16 protein-coding genes and 1 tRNA gene are annotated in these 24,822 nt (G+C 46.2%); 10 read left to right on the plus strand and 7 right to left on the minus strand.

Annotated features, from left to right (window positions below):
- Positions 1-13: 13 nt before the first annotated feature.
- On the minus strand, positions 14-331 hold the full coding sequence (locus FSB84_RS19115; RefSeq protein ID WP_130539495.1) for a carboxypeptidase-like regulatory domain-containing protein: 318 nt from the start codon (positions 329-331) through the stop codon (positions 14-16).
- Positions 332-683: 352 nt separating this feature from the next.
- On the opposite strand from FSB84_RS19115, the gene FSB84_RS19120 reads away from it, so the two are divergent.
- The 8 genes from FSB84_RS19120 to FSB84_RS19155 all read left to right on the plus strand — a co-directional run bounded on the left by FSB84_RS19120 (position 684) and on the right by FSB84_RS19155 (position 12,020).
- Positions 684-1,094 (plus strand): hypothetical protein, encoded by a 411-nt coding sequence (locus FSB84_RS19120; RefSeq protein WP_130539496.1) that lies wholly within the window; start codon positions 684-686, stop codon positions 1,092-1,094.
- A gap of 297 nt (positions 1,095-1,391) precedes the next feature.
- Complete coding sequence (locus tag FSB84_RS19125; RefSeq protein WP_130539497.1) at positions 1,392-3,299, plus strand: DNA topoisomerase IV subunit B; 1,908 nt, start codon at positions 1,392-1,394, stop codon at positions 3,297-3,299.
- A 17-nt stretch (positions 3,300-3,316) separates the two neighbouring features.
- Positions 3,317-4,156, plus strand: a complete 840-nt coding sequence (locus FSB84_RS19130; RefSeq protein ID WP_130539498.1) for a DUF1835 domain-containing protein — start codon at positions 3,317-3,319, stop codon at positions 4,154-4,156.
- A gap of 37 nt (positions 4,157-4,193) precedes the next feature.
- Positions 4,194-6,716, plus strand: coding sequence for a DNA gyrase/topoisomerase IV subunit A (locus tag FSB84_RS19135; RefSeq protein ID WP_130539499.1), 2,523 nt, complete (start codon positions 4,194-4,196; stop codon positions 6,714-6,716).
- Between the two features lie 202 nt (positions 6,717-6,918).
- On the plus strand, positions 6,919-9,276 hold the full coding sequence (locus FSB84_RS19140) for a TonB-dependent receptor (RefSeq protein WP_158644005.1): 2,358 nt from the start codon (positions 6,919-6,921) through the stop codon (positions 9,274-9,276).
- 1 nt (position 9,277) lies between these two features.
- Complete coding sequence (locus tag FSB84_RS19145) at positions 9,278-10,444, plus strand: PepSY-associated TM helix domain-containing protein (protein WP_130539501.1); 1,167 nt, start codon at positions 9,278-9,280, stop codon at positions 10,442-10,444.
- 139 nt (positions 10,445-10,583) lie between these two features.
- Positions 10,584-11,849, plus strand: coding sequence for a PQQ-dependent sugar dehydrogenase (locus FSB84_RS19150; protein ID WP_225979826.1), 1,266 nt, complete (start codon positions 10,584-10,586; stop codon positions 11,847-11,849).
- 96 nt (positions 11,850-11,945) lie between these two features.
- A tRNA-Val gene (locus tag FSB84_RS19155) sits at positions 11,946-12,020 on the plus strand.
- Positions 12,021-12,379: 359 nt separating this feature from the next.
- Here FSB84_RS19155 and FSB84_RS31715 read toward each other — a convergent pair.
- The 6 genes from FSB84_RS31715 to FSB84_RS19185 form a co-directional block, all read right to left on the minus strand.
- Positions 12,380-12,670 (minus strand): type II toxin-antitoxin system RelE/ParE family toxin, encoded by a 291-nt coding sequence (locus tag FSB84_RS31715; protein WP_130539502.1) that lies wholly within the window; start codon positions 12,668-12,670, stop codon positions 12,380-12,382.
- On the minus strand, positions 12,664-12,879 hold the full coding sequence (locus tag FSB84_RS19165; RefSeq protein WP_130539503.1) for a hypothetical protein: 216 nt from the start codon (positions 12,877-12,879) through the stop codon (positions 12,664-12,666). The genes FSB84_RS31715 and FSB84_RS19165 overlap by 7 nt, the downstream gene beginning before the upstream one ends.
- 428 nt (positions 12,880-13,307) lie before the next feature.
- Positions 13,308-16,451 (minus strand): glycosyltransferase, encoded by a 3,144-nt coding sequence (locus tag FSB84_RS19170; RefSeq protein WP_130539504.1) that lies wholly within the window; start codon positions 16,449-16,451, stop codon positions 13,308-13,310.
- Positions 16,448-18,448, minus strand: a complete 2,001-nt coding sequence (locus FSB84_RS19175; protein WP_130539505.1) for a glycosyltransferase — start codon at positions 18,446-18,448, stop codon at positions 16,448-16,450. The genes FSB84_RS19170 and FSB84_RS19175 overlap by 4 nt, the downstream gene beginning before the upstream one ends.
- 271 nt (positions 18,449-18,719) lie before the next feature.
- A complete protein-coding gene (locus FSB84_RS19180; RefSeq protein WP_158644006.1) occupies positions 18,720-21,599 on the minus strand; it encodes a T9SS-dependent choice-of-anchor J family protein in 2,880 nt (959 codons plus the stop codon).
- Positions 21,600-22,170: 571 nt separating this feature from the next.
- The gene (locus FSB84_RS19185; RefSeq protein ID WP_130539507.1) at positions 22,171-22,620 is read right to left on the minus strand and encodes a YqgE/AlgH family protein; all 450 of its coding nucleotides are present in this window, start codon (positions 22,618-22,620) and stop codon (positions 22,171-22,173) included.
- A gap of 148 nt (positions 22,621-22,768) precedes the next feature.
- Between FSB84_RS19185 and FSB84_RS19190 the strand changes: the two genes are divergently transcribed.
- Positions 22,769-23,368, plus strand: coding sequence for an RNA polymerase sigma factor (locus FSB84_RS19190; protein WP_158644007.1), 600 nt, complete (start codon positions 22,769-22,771; stop codon positions 23,366-23,368).
- A gap of 86 nt (positions 23,369-23,454) precedes the next feature.
- The gene (locus FSB84_RS19195; protein WP_130539509.1) at positions 23,455-24,624 is read left to right on the plus strand and encodes a FecR family protein; all 1,170 of its coding nucleotides are present in this window, start codon (positions 23,455-23,457) and stop codon (positions 24,622-24,624) included.
- The last annotated feature ends 198 nt before the right edge of the window (positions 24,625-24,822 follow it).

The following is a 24,822-nucleotide window of genomic DNA, read 5'->3' on the forward strand; positions in this document are numbered from 1 at the left end:
TTATAGGAACTGCTTATTGTTCCAGTTTGATTTCGCCAACATCTGTAGGTTGACCATCGGTAACTGTTACACCATCCTTGGCAGCATTCTTATAAGGAGGTTTAGCTTCTACAATCACTCTGTAAGTACCTGCCTTAGCACCGGTGATATTGAATGCACCAGACTCAACTGTTGCTTTCAGCGTATCAGTTCCGGACAATGCCCACACGCGCTCTGCGCCGTCTGCAGGAGATACTGTTCCTTTGATGGATCCTGTTTGGATGCCTTTGAAGGCGAATAATCCAGCGGTAGCAATAGTGAGCGCTACCAAGCTTACCTTGATGCTTTTCATAATTGAAAAATTATAGGTTAATAAAAATGGTTTATTATTTCTCTTCAACAATCGTTCTGCAACATTTCATTCTCACGTTAGAATAGGTGGGGTAGTTAGTTCTGTGTTGCATAAAAACAATGACTGTGCCATAAATATTTATGGTGAATAAAAAATCGATGGCATGATTATTTAGAAGGAAGAATTTTTTTTATTTAACAGTTGGTGAGCAAGAAAATCCACACCGGTCACATGTTTCCGCGCAATTTGTTTTCTTAACGTATCCTTCAATATCAGGTCATATTGTGTTAATGAACGCTTCGCAACTTTGTGCCGTGATCTAAAAAACAAATCACAAACAAAAACCTGGATTATGAAAACCACTAAATGGTTGTACAACCTTCTCCTGATCAGTTCAATGTTTTTTGCAGCGAATGGATTTGCCGCAGCACAGACTCAACCCCTGGCTGCCGCCATCACAACTGATCCCGTTGCACCCATGATTGATGTGATCTTTAACGGAACAGAAGGGAATTACCTTATCTTCACTGTAAAGGCCTCTGTGCCCGGAAAATCTTATTTCACCATCAGAAACGACGCAGGCCAGGATCTCCACCGCGAAGTGTACTATGAAGGCAATAACCTCCGCCGCTTCAAGATCGAAAGAGGAGATCTCAGATCAGTTCAGTTTGTCCTTGCCATTAATCGAAAACAAATAGCCCGGATCTTCAAAGTGAGCACCACCTACTCCGAACAAACGGAGGTAGAGGAAGCAAGACCATGATCCATTCAGCCATTAGACCTTTACACGGATTCTGAAGGAACACACCACAAGTTGCCGGGCCACTATCGCAGATTTTCAGGCCGGAGAAACTATCAAAGGGCCCTGTAACCCCCGATAGCTGCTCCGGCCTCTCTTTTTCCTGCCCCGTCACCCGCAAGCCCAATTTTCCACATACCTTAATATCTCACACAAAAACCTTCTGCTCCTGTTTTGCTATATTTGCCCGTTCTACAGCATCCCTTTCTATTGTAACTGATTTATTTTAATATATAAGTAGCTTACGAACAGGATTAGACTATGGCAAAAGAAAAAGAAACCACCGTTCAAGGCGAGTATACCGAAGACTCGATACGCAGTCTCGACTGGAGGGAACATATCCGCCTCCGCCCCGGGATGTACATCGGGAAACTAGGTGATGGATCCAGCCCCGATGACGGGATCTATGTATTGCTCAAAGAGGTGATCGACAACTGTATCGATGAACATACAATGGGCTACGGTAAGCAGGTTGAGATCTCCATCGAAGGGAAGAATGTATCTGTACGCGACTATGGCCGGGGCATTCCCCTCGGTAAGGTGGTGGACGTAGTGAGCAAGATCAATACCGGCGCCAAATACGATAGCAAGGCCTTCCAGAAATCAGTAGGTCTCAATGGTGTGGGTACAAAGGCGGTGAACGCCCTCAGTACCTATTTCAAGGTAACAGCTTATCGTGATGGCAAGGAAAAGACCGCCGAATTCGAAAAAGGCGTGCTTACCAAAGAATACAAAGAACAAAAGACCGACGAGCCAAACGGTACCCTCATCACCTTCATCCCCGACGAAACAGTATTCAAGAATTTCCACTTCCTCCACGAATACCTCGATGGACAGCTCTGGAATTATTGCTACCTCAACGCCGGCCTGGTGATGAACCTCAACGGCAAAAAATATGTGAGCAAGAACGGTCTGCTGGACCTTCTCCAGCGCAAGACCAATGAAGACGAGATCCGCTACCCGATAATCCACCTCAAGGGGGAAGACATCGAAGTGGCCATCACTCACGAGAATTCTTACGGCGAAGAATATTACTCCTTCGTTAACGGTCAGTATACAACACAGGGGGGAACACACCTCGCGGCATTCCGCGAAGCTTTCGTGAAAACCATCCGCGAGTTCTATAAAAAGGATTATGATGCCGCCGATATCCGTGGCAGCATCTGCGCCGCCATCTCCGTTCGCGTACAGGAGCCCGTGTTCGAAAGCCAGACCAAGACCAAGCTCGGTTCACAGGTGGTGTATGAGAATGGCCCTACCATGAAGAACTTCGTGAACGACTTCCTCTCGAAAGAACTGGATAATTTCCTGCACCGCAATCCGACCACTGCTGAAGCGCTCAAAAAGCGTATCGAGCAGAGCGAGCGTGAACGCAAGGAACTGGCCGGTATCAAGAAGCTCGCCAACGAGCGCGCCAAAAAAGCCAACCTGCACAATAAGAAGCTGCGCGACTGCCGTTATCATTATAACGACGAACCCACTGGAAAAGACAAGGAAGCCATCCGTGAAAAACAGGCAGAGAGCACCATCTTCATCACCGAAGGTGACTCCGCCAGCGGAAGCATCACCAAGAGCCGTAACGTGGAAACACAGGCCGTTTTCAGTCTTCGCGGTAAACCACTCAACTGTTTTGGCCTTACCAAAAAGGTAGTATACGAGAACGAAGAGTTCAATCTGCTTCAGCACGCATTGAATATCGAAGAAGGCTATGAAGGGCTTCGTTACAATAATATCGTGATCGCTACCGATGCCGATGTGGACGGTATGCATATCCGTTTGCTGATGATGACCTTCTTCCTGCAGTTCTTCCCTGACCTGGTGAAGAACCAGCACGTATACATCCTGGAAACGCCGCTGTTCCGTGTGCGCGACAAGAAAGAAACCTTCTATTGTTATGACGAAGGAGAAAAAGCGAAAGCCATCAAAAAACTGGGCGGCAAACCAGAGATCACACGTTTCAAAGGACTGGGTGAGATCTCTCCCGATGAGTTCGGAAGGTTCATCGGTCCGGAAATGCGCAAACAACCTGTGATCATTGAACAGGGCGAGCACGTGCAGGCATTGCTGGAATACTATATGGGCAAGAACACCCAGGAACGCCAGGAGTTCATCATCGATAACCTGCGCGTAGAGCTGGACCTGGCCGAAGAAACTGAAACTGCTAAATAGAGTACAAACCAGAATTTATGATTCATATCGTTTTCAATGAACCCGATGTAGCGGTGCTTCAAAAAGCCATTGAACTGGAAGAATCCATGCAGGGCGATATAGTGCTGATCAGGGATGATTATGCTGTTGGCCCTATCGCCGATATCTATGTAGGCGAAGGCATCGAAGCCAGGAAACAGTGGTGGAAAGATGTGCTGGCCGGCGGTGATTATGATGGAAAAGTGGAAACCGATGAAGTGAACGATTACAAGACCGTTGCCGAACTGGTGGGCACCATGCGCCGCAATCCCGATGAGATCATCTGGATCTGGGCCGCACAGAACAAGCACGATGTAAGCGGCTACTACTGGCTGCTCAACTATATGGCGGAATTCCAGGGAAGGGTATTCATCCTTTACCTGAACAACCTGCCCTTCATCAATGAAAAAGGACTCATCTTCTATCCTGAATGGTTATCCGTAATTCCTCCGAAGGAATTTCTGAAAGCCAGGAAGCTGGCGCGCCCTATCACGCTCAGTGAATTTGAAGTGGACCCCGATGAATGGAAGAAACTGATGCAGGAGAACAAAGGCGTCCGCATCCTGGAAGGTGGTAAGAAACTCGCTCATTTTGATTACGATTTCTATGATGCCGATCTGAAAAAGTACATCACCAACGACTGGCAGAAGGCCAGCAAGATCATCCATCAATTCCTCAGCAAGAACAAGCAAACTACCGGTGATGCTTATATACTGTGGAGATTGAAACAGATCCTCGCTGCCGGAGAATACGATGTGCAGGGTGAACTGAAAGGCATGAAAGACTTTGAAGTGAAAGGAAAGTCGGCGGTTCAGGCCACTTCAGAACAGGAACAATAATATAAAAACATACAAGAGCTCAGGCTGAAAGAATCTTATGGCTAAATCGAAAATATCAGAGCAGGCTTTGGAAAGCAATTCAGGTGTATCAGGACAATACAAGACCTGGTTCCTTGATTATGCTTCTTATGTGATCCTGGAGCGTGCGGTACCGGCTGTGGAAGACGGATTGAAACCCGTACAACGCCGTATCCTGCATGCCATGAAAGAAATGGATGATGGCAGGTTCAACAAAGTGGCCAATATCATCGGGCAGGCGATGCAGTACCACCCACACGGTGATGCCAGTATCGGCGATGCACTGGTGAATATGGGACAGAAAGACCTGCTCATAGATACCCAGGGTAACTGGGGCGATATCCGCACCGGAGACGATGCGGCCGCACCTCGTTACATCGAGGCACGTCTCAGCAAATTTGCGCTGGACGTGGCTTTCAATAATAAAACAACTGATTGGGCAACCAGCTATGATGGCCGTAAGAACGAGCCCGTGACACTTCCCATGAAGTTCCCGCTCTTGCTGGCGCATGGCGCTGAAGGTATCGCGGTGGGGCTGGCTACCAAGATCCTTCCACACAATTTCAATGAACTGATCGACGCCGCCATCAAATACCTCCGCGGAAAGAAATTCGATCTCTATCCCGATTTCCAGACCGGTGGTATGATCGACGTTACCAATTACAACGAAGGTAAACGCGGCGGCAAAGTGCGTGTGCGCGCTATTATAGAAGAGTTCGACAAGAAAACGCTGCTGATCAAAAATGTTCCCTACGGCGTTACCACCACTTCGATGATCGACAGCATCATCAAAGCCAATGACCAGGGCAAGATCAAGATCAAGAAAGTAACGGACAACACCGCTGCCGATGTGGAGATCCAGGTTGACCTGGCCCCCGGTATCTCTCCCGATATCACCATCGATGCCCTCTATGCATTCACCGATTGCGAAGTGAGCATTTCTCCCAATGCCTGCGTGATCGTAGACAAGAAACCAGTGTTCCTCGGCGTTCACGAGCTGCTGCGCGTTTCCGTGGAGAAAACAAAAGACCTCCTCAAGCGCGAGCTCGAGATCAAACTGGCGGAGCTGCAGGAAAAATGGCATTACACTTCGCTCGAAAAGATCTTCTTCGAAGAAAAGATTTACAAGGAGCTGGAGAAAAGACACGAGACCTGGGATAAGGTGCTGGACGCCATCGATAAGGCATTCAATCCTTTCAAGGCTCAACTGAAACGCGAGATCACCCGCGAAGACCTCATCAAGCTCACGGAGAAGCCTGTACGCAGGATCTACAAACTCGATATCGACGACCTGATCAACCAGATCAAGGGACTCGAAAAAGAGATCAAACAAGTGAAGCATGATCTGAACAACCTGATTGATTTTGCCGTGGCCTACTATGAGCGACTGAAAGAGAAATACGGGAAAACAAGAGAGCGTAAAACAGAGATCAAACCATTCGAAGTGGTGCAGGCGAAAGCCGTAGCCATCGCCAATGCCAAACTGTACGTGAACCGCGCAGACGGCTTTGTGGGCACAGGTTTGAAGAAAGATGAGTTTGTAGCCGATTGTTCTGACCTGGATGATGTGATCGTTTTCACCAGGGCAGGTAAGATGAAGATCGTGAAAGTATCTGACAAAACCTTCATCGGTAAAGACATCATCCATATCGCTATCTTCCAGAAGAACGATGAACGCACTACCTACAACATGATCTATGTTGATGCGAAGAGCGGCATCAGCTTCGCGAAGCGATTCAATGTAACAGGTATCACCCGCGATAAGGAATATGATCTCACCAAGGGTGCAGAGAAAAGCAAAGTGCATTATTTCACTGCCAATCCCAACGGTGAAGCAGAAGTGGTGAAAGTGATCCTGAGCCCGAATGCCAGTGCGCGTATCAAGGAATTCGATTTCTATTTTGAAGAGCTCGAGATCAAAGGACGCAGCAGTATGGGAAACCAGGTGACCAAGTATCCCATCAAGAACGTGAAGTTCAAGGAAGCCGGCAAATCCACGCTCGGCGGCCGTAAGCTCTGGTTCGATGATCAGTTCGGAAGGCTCAACACCGAAGAGAAAGGGGAGTACCTGGGCAGCTTCCAGGCGGAAGACAGATTGCTGGTATTCTACCACGATGGTACTTATATGATCACAGACCAGGAAGTGACCCAGCGTTTCGATCCCGAGAATGTGATCAGGATCGAGAAGTTCAATCCGGAGAAAACTGTTACCGCTATCTATCTCGATAACGATAAACAACAGTTCAACGTGAAGCGTTTCCGTATCGAGACTACCACCCTGTTCAATAAATTCACGATGATCAAGGAAGGTCCTGACAATTATCTCGAAGCTGTGAGCACCCATCCTGAGCCGATTGTGGTTATCAGACAGGGACGCGGCCAGCAGCAAAGAACTTCCAAGATCAAGATCAATGATTTTGTGGAAGTGATGGGCTGGAAAGCTGTTGGTAATAAGCTCGCTGATTTCAGCAAGAGCACCGAGTTTGAATGGGTGATGAAAGAAAAGAAAGAAGAAGCGAACGATCAGCCGGAGTTGTTTTAAATAATCAGAGTGTGCCCAGTCACTCGCGGAGACGTGAGCGACTGCTCTCCGAGAGGGCCAGACTCCACCAGTCCGGCCCTTTTTTTCTGCCATAACCCCTGATTTACAGCATTTTTCCGCTTTGCGTAACCGTTTTTTCCTGATTGGGATGATTCCTGCGGCGAACCGTAGTGAAATTTGCCGGCAAATACAAAAACCGGTTATGAGATTCTTGGTTTGGCTTTTAGCAGCACTTCCCCTCTTCAGCTTTGGCAATATCAACAGCAATGAACCCGACTTTGGCATCATCAAAGGACAGGTAACTACCAGCGACAATAAACCCGCAACTTTCGTAACAGTTTCCCTGAAAGGAACCAAACGTTCCGTTGTTACGGAAGACGATGGAAGTTTCATAATCCAAAAGGTAAAGCCCGGAACTTACCAGTTAGAGGTTACGCTTGTTGGTTATGATCCCCTGGTACAGGAAGTAACTGTTGGAAACAATCAAACAACCGCATTGAATCTGCAGTTGAATGTATCAAGCGTTCAGTTGACAGAAGTAATTGTGGTACATGCGAAGAACCGTTTCGCTACCAAGAGAACAGAAACTGTTGCGCGTATGCCTCTCCGTAATCTTGAAAATCCACAGGTGTACAATGTGGTAGCGCAGAGCCTGATCACAGAACAGATCGCAACTGAGCGTACAGATATCTTCAGGAATGTTCCCGGTGCAGTTCCCAATTTCGCAGCAGGCGGCTCCCAGGGGCTGACCATGCGCGGATTCCAGAATACACAGGGCACCAGAAATGGATTGGCCACCAGCGCTATCGCTCCCATGAACCCTGCTATCCTCGACAGGATCGAATTTATCAAAGGACCAGTAGGTACTGTGTTTGGCGGCGGCCGCGGTATCACTTTCGGTGGTACTTATAACTATGTGACCAAGAAACCTTATGATCATTTCGGTGGCGAGATCAGCTATACCACCGGCAGCTATGCATTCAACCGTATCCAGGCCGATGTGAATACGCCGCTGACCATCAAAGGAAAGCAGAATGCTTATTTCCGCATCGTAGGTGCCTACCAGTCAGAAGGTACTTTTCAGGATCAGGGCTTTGCCAAAAACTATACAATCGCTCCCAGCTTCAGATACGAAGTAAATGATAAACTCACCTTCAACATTGAAGCAGAAATTACCCGTGGCAATTACACCACCACTTCCTTCGCGTTGGATACGCTTGAGAAATTCTCAGCACGCAGCATGAAGGATATTCCTATCGGTTACAAACAATCGCTGATCAATAATAGTCTTGATATCAATAACGGTATCAACAACGTGCAGGCGCAGATCGAATACAAGATCTCCAACAAATGGAAATCCCAGACCAACTTCCTGTATTCAGAAGGCTTCTACAAAGATTTCCTCTGGACTACACTCACACTGCTGTCTGACTCCACTGTTGCCCGTTCTACCAGGAATCAAACCCCTGAGACTTTCGGCAATATCCAGGCACAGCAAAACTTCATCGGTGATTTCCTGATCGGGAAATTTCGCAACAGGGTAGTGGTTGGTTTCGATTACAACTACAATTACAATGATCTTTATCGTGTAACCGTTCCCGTTGATACGGTGAATTTCAGAAAGGCAACTATTGCCAATTACAGTGCCGATAAAGTGAATGTACTTTCACAGCAACGTGGATTCGGCGCCAGCAAAACCAAATCCAGCACATACAGTGTTTATCTGTCTGATCTGTTCAATATCACACCTGAGCTGATGGCCATGGTGAGCCTGCGTATGGACAGATTCAATACTGAAGGAACTTTCAATCCTGCCACCGGAAAATATACCGGCGCCTACAATCAAACATCCTGGAGCCCCAAGTTCGGTTTGGTGTACCAGCCTGTTAAGGACCGTGTTTCGATCTTCGGTAACTATATGACAGGCTTCCTGAACCAGGCGCCCGCTGCACAGCCAGACGGCTCTACACTGATCCTGAAACCTCAGTATGGTAACCAATTGGAAGGCGGTGTAAAACTGGAATTGTTCCGCAACAAACTGACCGGTTCAATCAGCGTGTATGATATCTCCGTTACCAATTCCACCCGCAATGAAACGATCGGAGGAAAGATCTTCACTGTTCAGGATGGTACACAACAGAGCAGGGGCGTGGAAGTGGAGCTGATCGCTGCTCCGGTTTCTGGTCTGAATATCATTGCAGGTTATGCTTTCAATGAGAACAAATACAAGAAAGCAAGTGCTGCGCTCACTGGAAAATATGTAACTGCCAGTCCGAAAAATACAGCCAACCTGTGGGTTAGCTATACACTCCTGAAGGGTAACCTGAAAGGGTTCGGTATCGGTGCAGGTGCAAACTATGTTGATGACAGCTGGTACGAATCACGTAACCTGTTTGTATTACCTTCGTACACTTTGGTGAATGCAACAGTATTCTACGATCAGCCGGCTTATCGTATTTCTGTAAAAGCAAACAATTTGCTGAACGAAGAATACTGGAACTCCAACGGCATCGCCCAGAAGCCTTCCAACTTCCTGGTGAGCCTCGGACTTAAATTCTAACATGACCCTGAAAAAGCTCATATTACAAATACATCTCTGGCTCGGTCTCGCAACCGGGCTGGTTGTTTTTATCATGGGCCTCACCGGCGCCATTTATTGTTTTCAACCTGAGCTTTCGAGACTCATCACTCAACCTTACCTGAAAGTACAGGCGCAGGAAAAACCTTTCCTGCCTGTAACCGAGTATAAACGAATTGCTGAGGCGCAACTGCCCGGAAAGAAACCCACCCGCATCCTCATCAAAGGGCCTGAAACCGCAGTGATAGTACAGTTCTCAGGCAAGAAGCCGAAACCATTTTCCTATGCTGTGTTCCTCAATCCTTACACCGGCGAAGTATTGAAGACCCGCGATATGAACTCCGAATTCTTCCGCTGGGTATTGAACGGACATATGTATCTCTGGTTGCCGCAACCCATTGGCAAAGCCGTTACCGGAGCCAGTACATTGATCTTCCTCGTGATGGTGATCAGTGGCATCGTACTCTGGTGGCCCAGAAATAAAGCCCGAAAAAAGAGCAGTTTCAAAGTGAAATGGTCCGCATCTCCCAAAAGACTCAATTACGACCTGCATAATGTGTTCGGTTTCTATGCAAGCTGGATCCTCATCTTTACTATTATCACAGGTTTATACTGGAGCTACGAGTTCACCAGCAAGGCAACCTACTGGACATTCAGCGGTGGGGAGTCAAAGCCCAAAACACCCGCTCCGAAATCAGTGAAGATGCCGCTAACGGACAGCAGCATGCAACCACTGGACAAGATCTTCAACCAGGTAAGAGCTTCTTACCCCGCCGCCAAAGGATTCCAGGTGAATATCCCGCAAACTGATTCTGCAGCTATACTGGTTCGTGCATATCCTGACCTCGATACCTATTATCAAAGCGATAACGTTTATTTCGATCAATACTCGGCAAAGGAAATTCCTGTGAAATTCCTGGGTAAGTACGCAGATGCCAATGCCGGTGAGAAAGCGATCCGGATGAACTACGATATCCATGTGGGCGCTATCGCCGGACTGCCCGGACGTATCCTGATGTTCTTCGTTTCCCTTATCGCGGCTTCCTTGCCCGTTACCGGATTTTATATCTGGTGGGGTAAGAAGAAAAAGAAATCAGCTGCAAAAGTGAAACCCGCCATCCGCAAACATACAGAACTGCAGCCTGCCTGACCTGTTTCCCGCTCCATCTAAAAATTCCCGGTATCCGTCGAATAATCCGCAGGATGCTGGCATGTGATTTTTATAGTCACAGGAATTACTCCTTAAAACAGTACCTTAGGTGACTGTTAAGGAACAAAACCAATTGACCATGCACAAGAAAATCTTCCACATTATTTGTGGTATCGGACTGATGGCAGTGGCTTGCAACAATGGAGAATCCAATGCAGCTGCCACAGACAAACCTGATACTTCCGGCATTGCATCGAATAGCACGGATTCCACCGGAAAGCCGGTTGAAACAGAAAAGGCCAATACCGATTACAAACCTGCTTTCCCCGGACAGACCAGGATCGCCGGTGTGAAAACAAAAACTCCCTGGGAGTTCAAAGTGATCACTTCCGGATTATCGAATCCCTGGGGAATAGCCGAACTGCCCGATGGCCGCTTCCTCGTTACCGAAAAAGCCGGCACTATGCGGATCGTAAGCAAGGACGGAAAGGTGAGCGATAAGATCAATGGCGCACCTGCCGTGAATGCCAATGGTCAGGGCGGCCTGCTCGGACTTACCCTGGATCCTGCTTTCAGCAAGAACAGGATGGTGTATTGGGTATACTCTGAAAAAACTGCTGATGGTAATCTAACGGCGGTGGCTAAGGGAAAACTGTCGGACGATGGAGCATCCCTCCAGAATCCAGTGGTGATCTACCGCGCCACGCCTGCTCATAACAGTTCACTTCACTATGGCGGCAGGATCCTGTTCGACAAGAACGGTTACCTGATGGTGAGCACCGGCGAACGTTCAGATAAGGAGACCAGGCCCCTGGCGCAAAGCCTGCAGGCAGGTCTGGGCAAGATCGTCCGCATCACAACCGATGGTAAGCCTGCTCCCGGCAATCCATTCCTCAAGGATAAGAATGCAAGGCCCGAGATCTGGTCGTATGGCCACCGCAATGTGCAGGGACTGGCCTGGCATCCCGTTACCGGTGATCTCTGGGAGAATGAATTCGGACCAAGGGGAGGAGATGAGCTCAACCGTATCGAGCCAGGGAAGAATTACGGCTGGCCCAGCATTACTTACGGTATCGAATATGCGGGACCGAAGATCAGCGATGGCGCTACACAGAAAGAAGGATTGGAACAACCCGTTTATTACTGGGATCCCGTACTCTCTCCGAGTGGTATGGCATTCTATTCCGGCGATGCCATCCCGGAATGGAAAAACAATTTGTTCATCGGTGGTTTGAGTTCAATGCACATCGCAAGGTTAGTGATCGAGAACAATAAAGTAGTTGGTGAAGAAAGATTATTGTCCGGAGAGAAAGAAAGGTTCAGAGATGTATTCAATGCATCCGATGGCGCATTGTATGCTGTTACTGATGGTGGAAAAATGTACAGGATCGGAAAGAAGAATTAGCAACTAATAATAACGATCGATTTTTTTTGAAAAAAAGCGCCGGATGTTTTGTTAATATCCGGCGCTTCTTTATTTTCGCGTCCCGATCACAACAAAGGGAGTTTAGCTCAGCTGGTTCAGAGCATCTGCCTTACAAGCAGAGGGTCGGCGGTTCGAACCCGTCAACTCCCACACTTCAGGAAGCCTCGCAAATTGCGGGGCTTTTTGTTAGTCCGAGAAAACCACCTCCTTCAGTGTATATTTACTCAACAACTTTAGGCATATGAGTTCAGTTGATCATAATAATAAACACTCTCCGGATGGCGTTACCTCATCTTTGCAGGACGAAATAATCAGGATTGCTACTCTAAGACTAGGGCACCCACTTTCCCCCGAATTAATCAGTATGGTGCGAATAAATAGATGGGGCTACATGGGGCTTGAATCCATCATCGATACTATCAAATTTATTGAAGTAGATGAGATTGAAAATTACTTATATGGCTTGAAGTAGCCTAGTGAAGACTTGTTTAATAGAAAAACAAGAATGATTAATAGTCCAATGGGTTCCTGCTAGTGTGCCTCATACGTACAATCCGGATGTTCTTTTCTGTTACTTTATAAGAAATTCGGTATCGATGGAGTTCAAAAGCCCGCCAGCTACCATCATTGTTCTTTTTGAATTTATCGAGATGATGTCGTTCAGGGTGCTGAACCAAAATGAGCGTTGCGTCGACGATCTCATTAATTACTGCCTGTGCGGCCTGGGGGGAATCTGTAGCTATATATTCAAAAGCTTGCCGAAGTGCGTTTTTAGCGCTTTGGCTCCATAACACTACCATTTTTTCATCTCATTTTTCAATTGCTCTGCTGTTGTAAATTTTCCTTGCTCTACTTCACTATTACCTGTTTCCAAATCGCTATTGTATTCCTCCAGAGTCTGTGCGGTTTCCCCTTTCGTTTTGTAATTGATGCCCATCAACTTAAGAGTACGGAGTAACCAGTCTCTCTTTACATTATCCTGCTCGTCAAAATTGATAATTAATTCCATATGCTATACTGTTCAATGTTCAAATTTACAGAAAAAACCGGGTGTTTGGAATAGGATCAATAATTCTCAGATTAGTATCACAAAACATGCTAAAAATTGATTATGAACAATTTATACTCTTGCATACACGAAGCTAGCTTTCGCAAACTGTAATTATGAGTTTTAGTTGTTATTGCATCCTTATAAAAATCATACAGTTGTTCTATTTCAAAAGGCCAATAATTGGTTCGACAATTCTCCGGCAGACTCCACAGATTCAGAAAGCCTCGCAAATTGCGGGCTTTATTATTTCAACCCAGCAATACCGAAGACAACTAACCTTACTTTGAACAACCTGTAATCCTGCATTACCCGGCTTCTCTATCAACTTATTGACCGGGGTCAACCCAATTTGCGAAATTGTCAAAGGAAAATTTTCGATCCACGACTCAACGAACAGCAGCATCAGCCCGGGCAGTAACAATTACCTGAATACCTCCTTTCCCGGCAGCTCGTATCTTTTGAACTCTCTTAATAATATTTCCAATGCGCTTGAACCATGCCGGCAAAACCTCATATTCATTATTATACCACTGTTGAACACTTATGCTTGAATCGTAGCCTTTCGCAGTGTTGTCATATAAGGAGCGCCAGCTGCGTTTGCCATACAATACCTTTACTATATGCCCCGTTCTTTTGAACCATAAAGGCAGCACTTCATATTGATTGAGGTACCAGTCGGCAATAACCTGGTCACTTTTCGTATGGGTTAGCACAGCTGAATTTGAATGAAGGAAGCCTGCGCCATTGTTTGATGCTTCTTGGTGCTGTTGTAACCAATGCTGGCACGACAAATAATAATCCGCCAGATTTTGATATTCATACATTGCGGGATTACTCCTGTAATCTTCTGCAAGGAATGGTTCAGCCATCAGGTATGTGATGATGAGCTTTGCTTTATTTGCAGAATTCCTGGCATCTACCAACCTTTTTATAGTATCCAGGTATTTTTGCTGGCTGACCTGTGTATCGAATGTTTGCTGTACAAACTGAATGGTTTCAGCCCGCAGGAATTCCTTGTGTGATTCCTGCATGTTCAGCAGCTTCCGGATCTTTGCAGCATATACTTTCGGAAGTGCATCTGCAGGAATCAGTCCACTGAAATCATTGGTCAGGATCTCCCTGATTCCGCCGATATCCGGCGCTACAACGGGAACGCCAGAACAAAGCGCTTCCATGATCACCAGTGGCAATCCTTCGGATAGTGATGTCATCAACATTAAATCAAATCCAGCCACTACCTCATGCACTTTTTCCTGCCATCCGATGAAACTGATATTGCTGATCTGTAATGCATTTGCCTTTTCCTGTAATTCAGCCTTAAGCGGACCATCGCCCGCTACTACAAAATGAAGGGATGGAAAAGTAGCATTTAGCTCATCTGCAACTTCCAGCCATTTGTGCAGCCCTTTCTCAATACATAGCCTCCCGATAAAGCCAACAATTTTTGTTTCCGGTTTCAATTGAAGTTTTTCACGCAGCTTCACCGGGTTTGAATCACCAGAATATAATCTGGTATCGAGGCCGTTCAGTATCACCCGGATCTTGCGCCTGCTGATGCCATAATTTGCTACCATGTATTCCTGCAGGTCCCGGGTGATCACAATACGTTCATCAATGTAGGGATCGTAGGCGGCTGAAATATCAACCCAGTCTTCGTGGTTCGGATCGTAAGCGTGCAAAAGATCCACTGTGGCAATTGTGGCTTTTATTTCTTTTTTGAGCGAGGCTGCCAGTTGATAACCTGCATTTGAACTTCTGATGAAAAGAAGCGAAACATTGCGGGAGATTAGCAGGTATTCCAGGAATTTTACTCTCTGTTGTTGATTGTTCGTAATTGTTTCTACATGGTATATTTCATCTGTGAACTCCTCAAACTTAGGTTTCCAGGAATGATCCGAAACAATATCTGTTACCAGTATGATCCGGTATCCGTCCCGCTTCAATGCCGCCAGTACATCGATATCCACTTTTTCTGCGCCGCCGCGCGACATAAAGGGTACACAATACAGTACATTTTTTGATGAAGCAGCCGGATTGATCAGGGATGGAGTGTTCATTCGCTGGTTGGCTTGACTAACATACCAGGGGGCGCCAATATCAGAGTGGATCAGTTGCTTTAATGAATGAAATGTTTGTTGCCGGTGTAGTTGGTTGTGATGATCAGTTTCCAGTGGCCTTCTCAGTAACTCATTCAGGCGGGGACTGTAGCCAAATAATTGGGGGTATTTCCCAAAAACCGCTACCGGATCGCTTTCGATGGCAACAGTTGTTTTCAGTACTTCACTATTTATGAAGGTACCGGCGAGACTGCCCGCTTCCAACCTGAGCAACAGCTCCTGAAAGGAATGATGGAACGATAAGCCTTCGGCAAAACCTCCTGAAAACCGTAACAGTGAGGTTTCCATCAGAACGCCGTTTATCTGGTGGATCTGGTCGGGCAATCCAACTATTGCCTGGTGGGACTTGTTTGCATGGGCAATATAATAATGCCAGGCAGAGCTCTTGTCGAAAATTTTTCGCCAGATAGCTTCTTCAACACTGCTGGATCGGGCAAAGCCCGCATTGTGCAATAAAAAAACGAATTCTCCTCTGGCACTTAGAAATGCTTGGTTGAAGCATTCATCCAATGGTTGCTGACTGCTGTTGATGATTGTAATCACTTCTTTACATGAAGTTATCTTCTCTGTAGATCTCCCTGGATCGGAGGATACAAGGATGATCTGTTTATCCGGAATAGTTTGTTCCTGCAAGCTGGCAAGCATTGGCGCCGGTAATCCATCATCATACGCGATGATAGTAACGATCGGCCGCCATTGTTTTTTTATTTCACTAATATAGACCGGATTGTACACTTCCGGGTTATTGGCAATAATTGTATCGAATGTGAAACGCGAATTTTCTGCCGCAATCGCTGTATGTGTTCTCCCATGCTGCCAATAGAAATAGAGTGGGAGGTCAATCATTTTTCCGCGATGGCCATGCCTGGAGAGTTTGATCCAATACTCCCAGTCTTCCATACCATACACCAGGTTTTCAGAAAAACCATTCACATTGTTGTGCGCACTGCGTTTGATAAGACTGCTAAGTGTAGGATGATTGGCCCAGATCAGGTCATATGCATTGAAGGATTGTGGCTTCCATACGAAGTATTCAGGAATTTGTCCATAATAGTAGACGGAAGAATACACATAATCATATCCGTTATAATATTGTAAAGCTTCAGACAATAATTCAATAGTACGGGGATGAATGGTGTCATCGTGGTCCAGGAACATTAAATAATCTCCTTTCGCTATTGCTGCGCCTGCATTGCGTGCAGCAGAAGGACCTTTGTTTTCCTGGTGGAGGATCGTGATGTCTTCCGTTCTCAGCTCTTCCAGAGCCTGTAAAGTAGCGGTATCGGTACTTCCGTCATTCACAACAATTATTTCCAGTTCTTGATGGGTCTGTGATACTACTGACCGAACAGCCTTTTTGATGCTGTTGCCGTAATTATAACATGGAATGATAACGGATACAGACTTTGTCATGCAGGGACATTTTTTTCAAGGCGATAGAATTGCACTGCTGAAGGATGAGTGGGGGCTAACACCGCCGTTGCCTTCTGTAAGCAACTGTTGCGGAGTCGATTCATTTTTGTTGTGTTTTTGGCAAGCTCCGTGATGGTAGCAATCAGGTCTGCCGCCTGCTTTTCGGGATCCTTGTAATGCAGGCGGAAGCGGGAGCCTGTCTGGGGATCGATCAAATCCTTTATTCCTTCATTGCCTATGGATAATACAGGAATACCAAGCCGGAGCGCTTCCCGCAAGGCATCATTCAAACCATTCAGGGCGCTTATATCAAGGTAGCAGTCTGCTATTGCGAGGGCTTCCTGAAGCTCCGGCTGTTGCGGATTTACAGGCAACAGTCGTAAGTTTCCGGACAGCTCATGGGGAGTGATAGATTCTCTCAATAATTTCAATTCCCGTTCCCATACTCTCAGAATAAAGAGACAATGGTTATGTTCGTTCGTTTTCAATTTGCTGATCAATGCCCGCAGCCACTTGAAATGCTCGTTGCCGATTCTGCCGGTGAAGGAAATGGTGAAGGTGCCTGAATTGATACCCCATTCATTTTTTTGTTGCTGCACTTGCCTTAATGAAAATGGCTGTACAGGTTGCTGCGATACCGGCGGCATGAAATACACTTTGCCATATAAAGCCGCATTCGTTTCCAGTATGAACCGGATCTCCTGTGCCCCTGCACCAATATGATCAATGTAAGCAGTATCTAAATGGTAACGCTGAATTAAGTTATCCACCGAAAATTGTTTTGGCAAGCTCAGCAAAATAAGATCTGCCTGCAGATGTGGAAAAGCAGATTTTATTAATGGCAGGTCTTCCGGATCAGCCGGCAGGTTGATAGCAATGACCCTTTGAATATTTCTGCTGGTGATTAAATACTGCCATATTGATTGACGGTTTTGTACAGCGCATAAATGATCTGCTATAAAAACATCATCAGTGATGCCGGAAAAATCTCCGTCATAATGATCGCTTTCCAGGTGATGGATCAGGATAGTGATGGATGCTCCCTGTGATTGAAAGAAACGAAGATAGTCGCAGGTGATGAGCTGTTGATTATCTTCAGGCTGATAGTTCAGCAGAAAAAGTATATGTTCTCCTCCTGATCCTGATAAATTGGCCTGTTGAATATTGGTAATTTGATGTCGTTCTTTTGATAAGGAGGTGTTGAAACTGAGCGATGCAAGTTTTTTAGCATATTTTTCATGCAGGCGGCCAATAAATGCCTGTCGTTTGCCGGCATCAAAAATATCGGGCCAGTCAATGGAGCGGTTGTTCCTTTCACGATACCAGTAGAGGAATTCAGGGATGGTATAACCCCAGAGGCCAATACTTGCAGCATGTAACCAAAAGTCCCAATCCTCCATGCCGCCCTTGATATTTTCGTATTGTATTTGATCAAATACAGAGCGGCGACAAACATAACAGTTAACGGCATAATTATCAGCAAGGAACCTTTCTGGTTGCAGGTATCCATGGGCCCATACATATTCTTTGGCATCAAAGCCAATGGTATGGCTGCTTACAAAAGAAAAATGCGGATTCAGTTCCAGGCATAGTAAACATTTTTCCAGGTAGCTGAATTCCACCATATCGTCTGAATCGATAAAAAAGAGATAATTCCCTTTCGCATGTTGCACACCGTGATTCCTGGTTAATGCAAGACCGATATTGGCTGTGTTGTTGATCACTCTGATGCGTGGATCGGATTGGGCAGCATCGTTCAGCAATTGCAGGGAAATGGAATTTGTTGAACAATCATTAATGATCAGCCATTCGAAGTTCGAATAGGTTTGATGAAGTATGGAATAAAGTGTTTCAAGAAAAATTTCACCGGTATTATAAAAGGCTGTAATGATGGATACCACAGGTTGAGAGGCCACCATTCCTGTTCTTTGAGAAGTCCCTGTTGTTTTCCTGGTAAAAGGAGTTTGTGTAAAATCGGGTATGTACGAACAGATCATAAGCTATACTTGCCGCAAAGATAGGTGTGACCATCTCCGCAGGTATTGCCATTGCAGCTTACAGCTTACCAACCAGTTGAACAGGGCGGTTCAATTGCCGCGTTATTTATTTGAAATGACGAAATATTTCAATTAAGTTACTTCAGAGGGATTTTCCTCCTGAATGCTGAACATTCCTTTTCGAAAGAATTGAATTATTGTTTCCTGCATAAACGAACCAGGGGTTGCAATGTATAATGCAACCCCTGGTTCCTGATCGTTTCGGATCTTATCAATCAACCTTCAATATCTTCACTTTTTCCTTTCCATTTCCAAGTGTAATAATATACAAGCCTGCTTTTTGTGTTGTCAGATCCACATCAAATACATTCCATCCAATGCGGAGATGTACTTTCTTATTCCAGATGGTGCGGCCGTTGAAATCATTCGCTCTTACATTGTATTGTCCTTCTTCTGTGATCAATGCTTTCAGGGTAATCTTACCTTTTGTAGGGTTAGGGTATCCCTGTACCACGGTTACGCTGCGGTTCTCATTGCAGAAGCCGAGCTCAATCACTTTGCTGGTGCTTGCTGTACAGCCATTGGCGTCTGTAGTGGTATAGCTGATGGTATGTTTACCCAATGCAGGAATTTCAAGATTCCAGTTATTGCCTGTTACACCTGTACCACTGAATATGCCACCGGCAGGAGTTGCCAGCAATTGAATATTCCTTTCTTCTACACATACATTGGTTGCAGTGGTAATGATTGGCTCGATTGGCTCATTGATAGTGAGGCTCACCACATCGGAGTAAACAGTTGAACAAGGACCAACCAGCATTACCCTGTATCGATTTCCATTTTCCGACTGTGTTACATTGGCAACAGTAAATGTGCTGCCATTCTCTCCGTTGATATTCTCCCAGGTTTGGCCCTGTTCTTTCTGCCACTGCACCAGTTGTGCACCTGTTGCATTGATAGTGAAAATGGCGTTCTGATCCAGGCAGACTGCACGATTTGCCGGTTGTGCATTGATCTCTGGTTTCTGTGAATCGGTAACAGTTACTGTGAAAGTACAGGTAGACTGATTGCCGCAGGCGTCAGTAGCTGTTGCTGTTACGGTTGTAACGCCAATGGGGAATGCAGAACCGGAAACTGGTAAGGTGGTAACGGTTACGGTACCGCCGCAATTATCTGTTGCATTCACAGTAAAACTTGCATTGGCGGTGCAGGATCCGGAAGTGCCTACGGTGATATTGGCAGGGCAACTGATCACAGGAGCAGTTTGATCGTTCACTGTAATGAGTTGTGTGCAGGTGGCGGTATTGCCGGCATTATCTGTAGCCCGATAGGTTCTGGTTATAGTATACTTGTTGGCGCAGGTTTGATTGCTGATCACATCGTTCACGAATGTGACGGCAACACCCGGACAATTATCCGCAGCAATAACGCTGCTGATATCGGGAACAGGAATTTCTCCGGTACAGCTGACAGATACTGCGGCAGGGCAGGAGATAGTTGGGTTTTGTGTGTCATTGACTGTTACCGTGAATGAGCTGTTGGTTGATCCGCAGCTATTGGTAGCTGTTAGTGTTACTGTTGTTACGCCAACATTGAAAGTAGAACCGCTGCCGGTGCCATGGCCGCTGCCGGTGGTAGCCCCGGTGAAACTATAGCTGAGTGTGGGCGCTGGAGTACCTGTTCCTGTTGCTGTATAAGTGGCCACAGCGCTGCAGGTATTTACTGCGTTGTTCAATGAAATATTGGATGGAAGTGTAACGCCGGGAGCGGGGTTAACGGTGACTGTTGCGGTGGCTGTGGTGAAACATCCGCCGACCTGTCCGGTTACTGTGAAAGTAACTGTTACCGGAGCAGCCGTTGTATTGACCAGGGGGCCACTGATATTCCCTGATCCGCTGGCGTCGATACCGGTTACTTCAGCAACCTTGTCCCTTGTCCAGCTGATTCCTGCGTAGGGAATTGTGCTGGACCCAATAATAGGAATAATGTCATTGCCACTGCAGATAGCTTGACTTTCATGCGAAACTGAAGTAACACCCGGGTCATTTACTGTGAAAACAGTATTTGATGAATGTGCACAGCCATATGGATCTGTAATGTCATATGTGACAGTCTGCGTACCAACAGAAGGATCAAATTGCCCATTGATTACTCCTGTTCCGGAGAATGTTCCGCCGGCAGGAGAGGCCATGCCAGCCAGGTCAACAATGATATTTCCGCAGACTTCCTGTGGCTGGAATGAAATAGGATTTGCAGGGCAAACAACGGTGATCGAATAAGGCTGGGACCCGGAACAACCGCTGGCATCAGATGCAGTAACAGTAAAATTGAATGTTCCTGTTGCTGTGGGTGTTCCGGAGATGGTGCCGTTTGCACTAAGCGTAAGGCCGGGAGGAAGAGCTCCGGAAGTAATAGCAAAGTTTGGTGCGCCAAGTGCTCCTGTCTGACTGAGTGTTTGATAATAACTGCTACCTGCAGTGCCACCGGTAAAGGCGCCGGCGGCAGGACTGAGCGTAAATGCCGGGCACACATATGGCGTGTAGACAACGTTATCGATTCCGATATAATCACTGTTGCTTCCCATTGGACCCGCACCTGTTACGAAGTAGCGAAATGCGATCCTTCCTGAAGTGGGAGCAGGTAATCCGGAAATCGTAATGGTATATTGTGTCCATATACTGGGATATACATTGGTTACCAACGTAGGGTTTACAGAAAGGAGTAAGGTGCTGAAATCTCCAAAGCTTACGTGTGAGGTTCCTACATTGGTGCTGGCTCCATTGGTACTGAGGCGTACTTCCAGTCTGTCAGGATATTCGGTACCACCAACAGGCGTGGTTGGTCTCCTGGTCCAGAAAGTAAAAACATCTCCATTGCGCAAGGTTCGGTTAGGAGTGATCAACCAGTTACTGATAGTTCCTGTGCCTCCGGTTGTACTGTTGAAATTTACTCCAATATAAGCGTTGTTGACTCCATTATAAGCGTTAAAAGGACCGGGGTCAGGTGTAGCAGTAGTAGGAGTGCCCTGGAACCAGGTATTACCACCCAATGGATTACTGTTATTCTGGATATACCAACCATTGCCGGTCAGTAATGAAATGTTGTCGAAATTCTCTGTGTAACTCTGAGCATTGACATTGAGATTTGTCAATGTTGATAGTAGAAAGAAGAACCAAAAAAAATGTCGGGTAAAATTAGGGGTCATAAGTATTTAGATTTGACTTTCATCAAGAAAGACGTTACATCGTAAATGGAAAAATGTAAACGTCTTAATTATAAAAAACTTGTTGCTTCAAAGGATAGGAATTGCTGAATATCGAAGCTACTACCGGCATTACATACCCGATAAGCAGGAATGAAAGCCGGTACTGCCCTGGATCTTCAGGGTTTTACAAACAAGTAAAAATGAGAGCTGAAAAAAGAAATGAAATAAACAATGAGGGTAGTTTGGGGTTTGGTTTTAGTAATGGGTTGAAGGCGCAAAGATATTCGATAATCAAATCGGAACCATGAATGAGTTGCGTTTCTGATGTATGTTTATGGATTTTTGCAAAGAATCTATAGCGCCGGCGCATCTTGTAGTATAGACGCATTTGATGTACTTAATTGATCTGGGTTATACCGGATATTCCCAGCCAGATAGTTTGCGAGGTATCAGGCAGGGATATGCGCTGGAAGATAGGGTAAGGGGCAGCAAACAGGTAGACAATAAGTGGACGGGCTTATTTACTGATGAAAACATTTCCTTCTTTTACTATTTCCCAACTCCCTTCCTCAATTTCTGCTTCCAGTTCCTGATCGTTCCAGCCGCAATAACCAATGAACAATTTAATATCCATTTCTGTGAGTGTTTTGTTATTGATCAGGCGGACAGCTTCCCTGAAATCACCGCCCAGACAAATATTGCCGGTAACAGGTGTGCCGCCTTTGATCAGGTCGGGCCGTTGGTGAAGAAAGAAAAGATGCTCACGGTCTACCGGACCACCATCGTACATGGGAAAAGGAGCACTGTGTTTGAACTCTTCCAGTTCATTGAATCTACGGAGGAATGGTATATTCACTACAAATCCCATTGCACCTTTTTCATTGTGCTCTGTGATGAATACCTCTGTGTTTTCAAAGAAAGTATCATCAAGAAGGGGTGTGCTTTTTAAGAAGGTTCCGGAATGCATAATGGTAAAATTAGTACAGTAATTGCAAATGCCGGTTTTATGGCTGGGATTGCTGGTTGGGCCGACTTCAGTTCAGTGTGCTACTGCACACATCTTAATCCGATTTGATATTAATTTGTATTTTTAGCTCAAACCCTGACTGTTAATTTTGGACACTGCATATACTGCTTATGAAGATACAGAACTGTTCCGGCTCATCGCAGAAGGTGATGAAACCGCGTTCCGGCAACTCTTTGAGCGCTACACTCCGCGCATCAGGCCATTGATCAGATCGATCATTGGCGAAGAAGCAGCAGTGAAAGATCTGATTCAGGACATCTTTCTACTCCTCTGGATCAGCAGAGAAAAACTTCCCGACGTACAGCATCCTGAAAAATGGATCTTCCGGATGGTTCATTACCGCTGTTACAAATGGCTGCGGGATCAGGGTGTCAGATCAAGTGCCAAACTGAAACTTAACGATACACAAATTGCCGGTACTGCCAACTCCACACTTGAGAATACACTGTTCCTCGAAACATCTCGCCTGATCCGGCAGGCTGTGCAGGCACTCCCGGCACAGGCACGGAAAGTTTATCAGCTTCGGAGAGAAGCTGACATGAAGATCGATGAAATCGCTGACCTGATGGGCCTGTCGCCCAAAACAGTAAAGAATACACTCACCCGGGCCTTGAAATCTATCCAGTCTTACCTGGAGGATAATGGCATTATCATTCCTGCCGCACTGCTTGCCTTGCTGCTATCGTAAATATTTTTTTGTACCGGTAGGGACTTCCATGCCATAAGCGGTACAATATATAAGACCCCTTTCCTATACCCATAAAACATTGTATCATGAATGAACGGCTGCTGTTATTGCTGCAAAAAGTACGCGACAAAAATGCTACCGATACCGAACATGCGGAGTTGCTGGCAATGATCGCTGCTGATGAACCAGGTGATACTGGCGCCATTATCAACCAGTTCCATAACTGGCAGTCAGCAGATGCTGAAAGCTATAGCGTAGAAGAGATGGACAGCTTATTTGCCGGCATCATCACTGCTGATAAAGCAATACCTGTCCGCAAACTGTCTTACCGGAAATGGGCCGCGGCAGCCGCAGTATTGCTTTTGCTGACTACATCTGTTTATTTCTGGTTGAATGATAATAAAGATCAGGTGGCCATCACCGAAACGCCGGTAGAGATCTTACCAGGCAGGGATGGCGCTGTGCTCACACTTGCCGATGGCAGGGAGGTGGTGCTCGATAGCCTGGGAAATGGCGTAGTGGCCCATCAGAACGGTATACAGGTGTTGCTGAAAGATGGACAACTGAGCTATGATCCTGTAAAAATGGAAAATGGACAAGTGCAATTCAATACCATGACTGTTCCCCGTGGCCGCCAGTTCAGGTTGCAATTACCTGATGGTACCAATGTATGGTTGAACTCCGCCAGCTCAATTCGGTATCCGGTCGTCTTTACCGGTGCTGAACGGAAAATAGCAATAACAGGCGAAGCCTATTTCGAAGTAGCGAAATATCCTGACAAGCCTTTCATGGTTACAGTGAACAACAAAGCCAGGGTAGAAGTATTGGGAACGCATTTCAATATCAATGCCTACGATAATGAAGACAGTATCCATACCACCCTGCTGGAAGGTGCGGTACGCGTGCATAACAGGAGTAACAGGAATTTACTGCTGAAACCCGGACAGCAGGCTGTGATCCCGGCAAATCAGGATGGGGCCGCTGTTGGGATAGCGCTTGTAAAAAATGTAAACCTGGAAAAGGTGATGGCCTGGCGGAACGGACTGTTCAATTTTGAAGGAGCTTCCCTGCAGGAAGTGCTGAAGCAATTGGAGCGATGGTATGATATTGAACCCGTATTCCAGCATGGCATTCCCGATATCAGGTTCAGTGGCGAAATGACCAGGGACATGCCTTTGAGCGGACTGCTGATCGGCCTGGAAAGATCGGGCGTCCGGCTGCGATTGGAAGGAAAGAAACTCTTGGTGCTTCCATAGGAACAGAACTTTCTCCTTGCCGTATAATTTCATCAACGATACTGCTGTCGCAGCTTCCGCTGTGGCCGGAAAACTTGCTTATTGCCCGGAAATAAACGATAAAAGAAAACCGGAAGTGCTTGGACACACTTCCGGCCAATGTTCAATTGATCGTAAAAAAGGTGTCGAGCCAATTTCTAAACCAACCAAACAAAGCAA

The organism is Pseudobacter ginsenosidimutans (assembly GCF_007970185.1).
GTDB classification, from domain to species: Bacteria; Bacteroidota; Bacteroidia; order Chitinophagales; family Chitinophagaceae; genus Pseudobacter; species Pseudobacter ginsenosidimutans.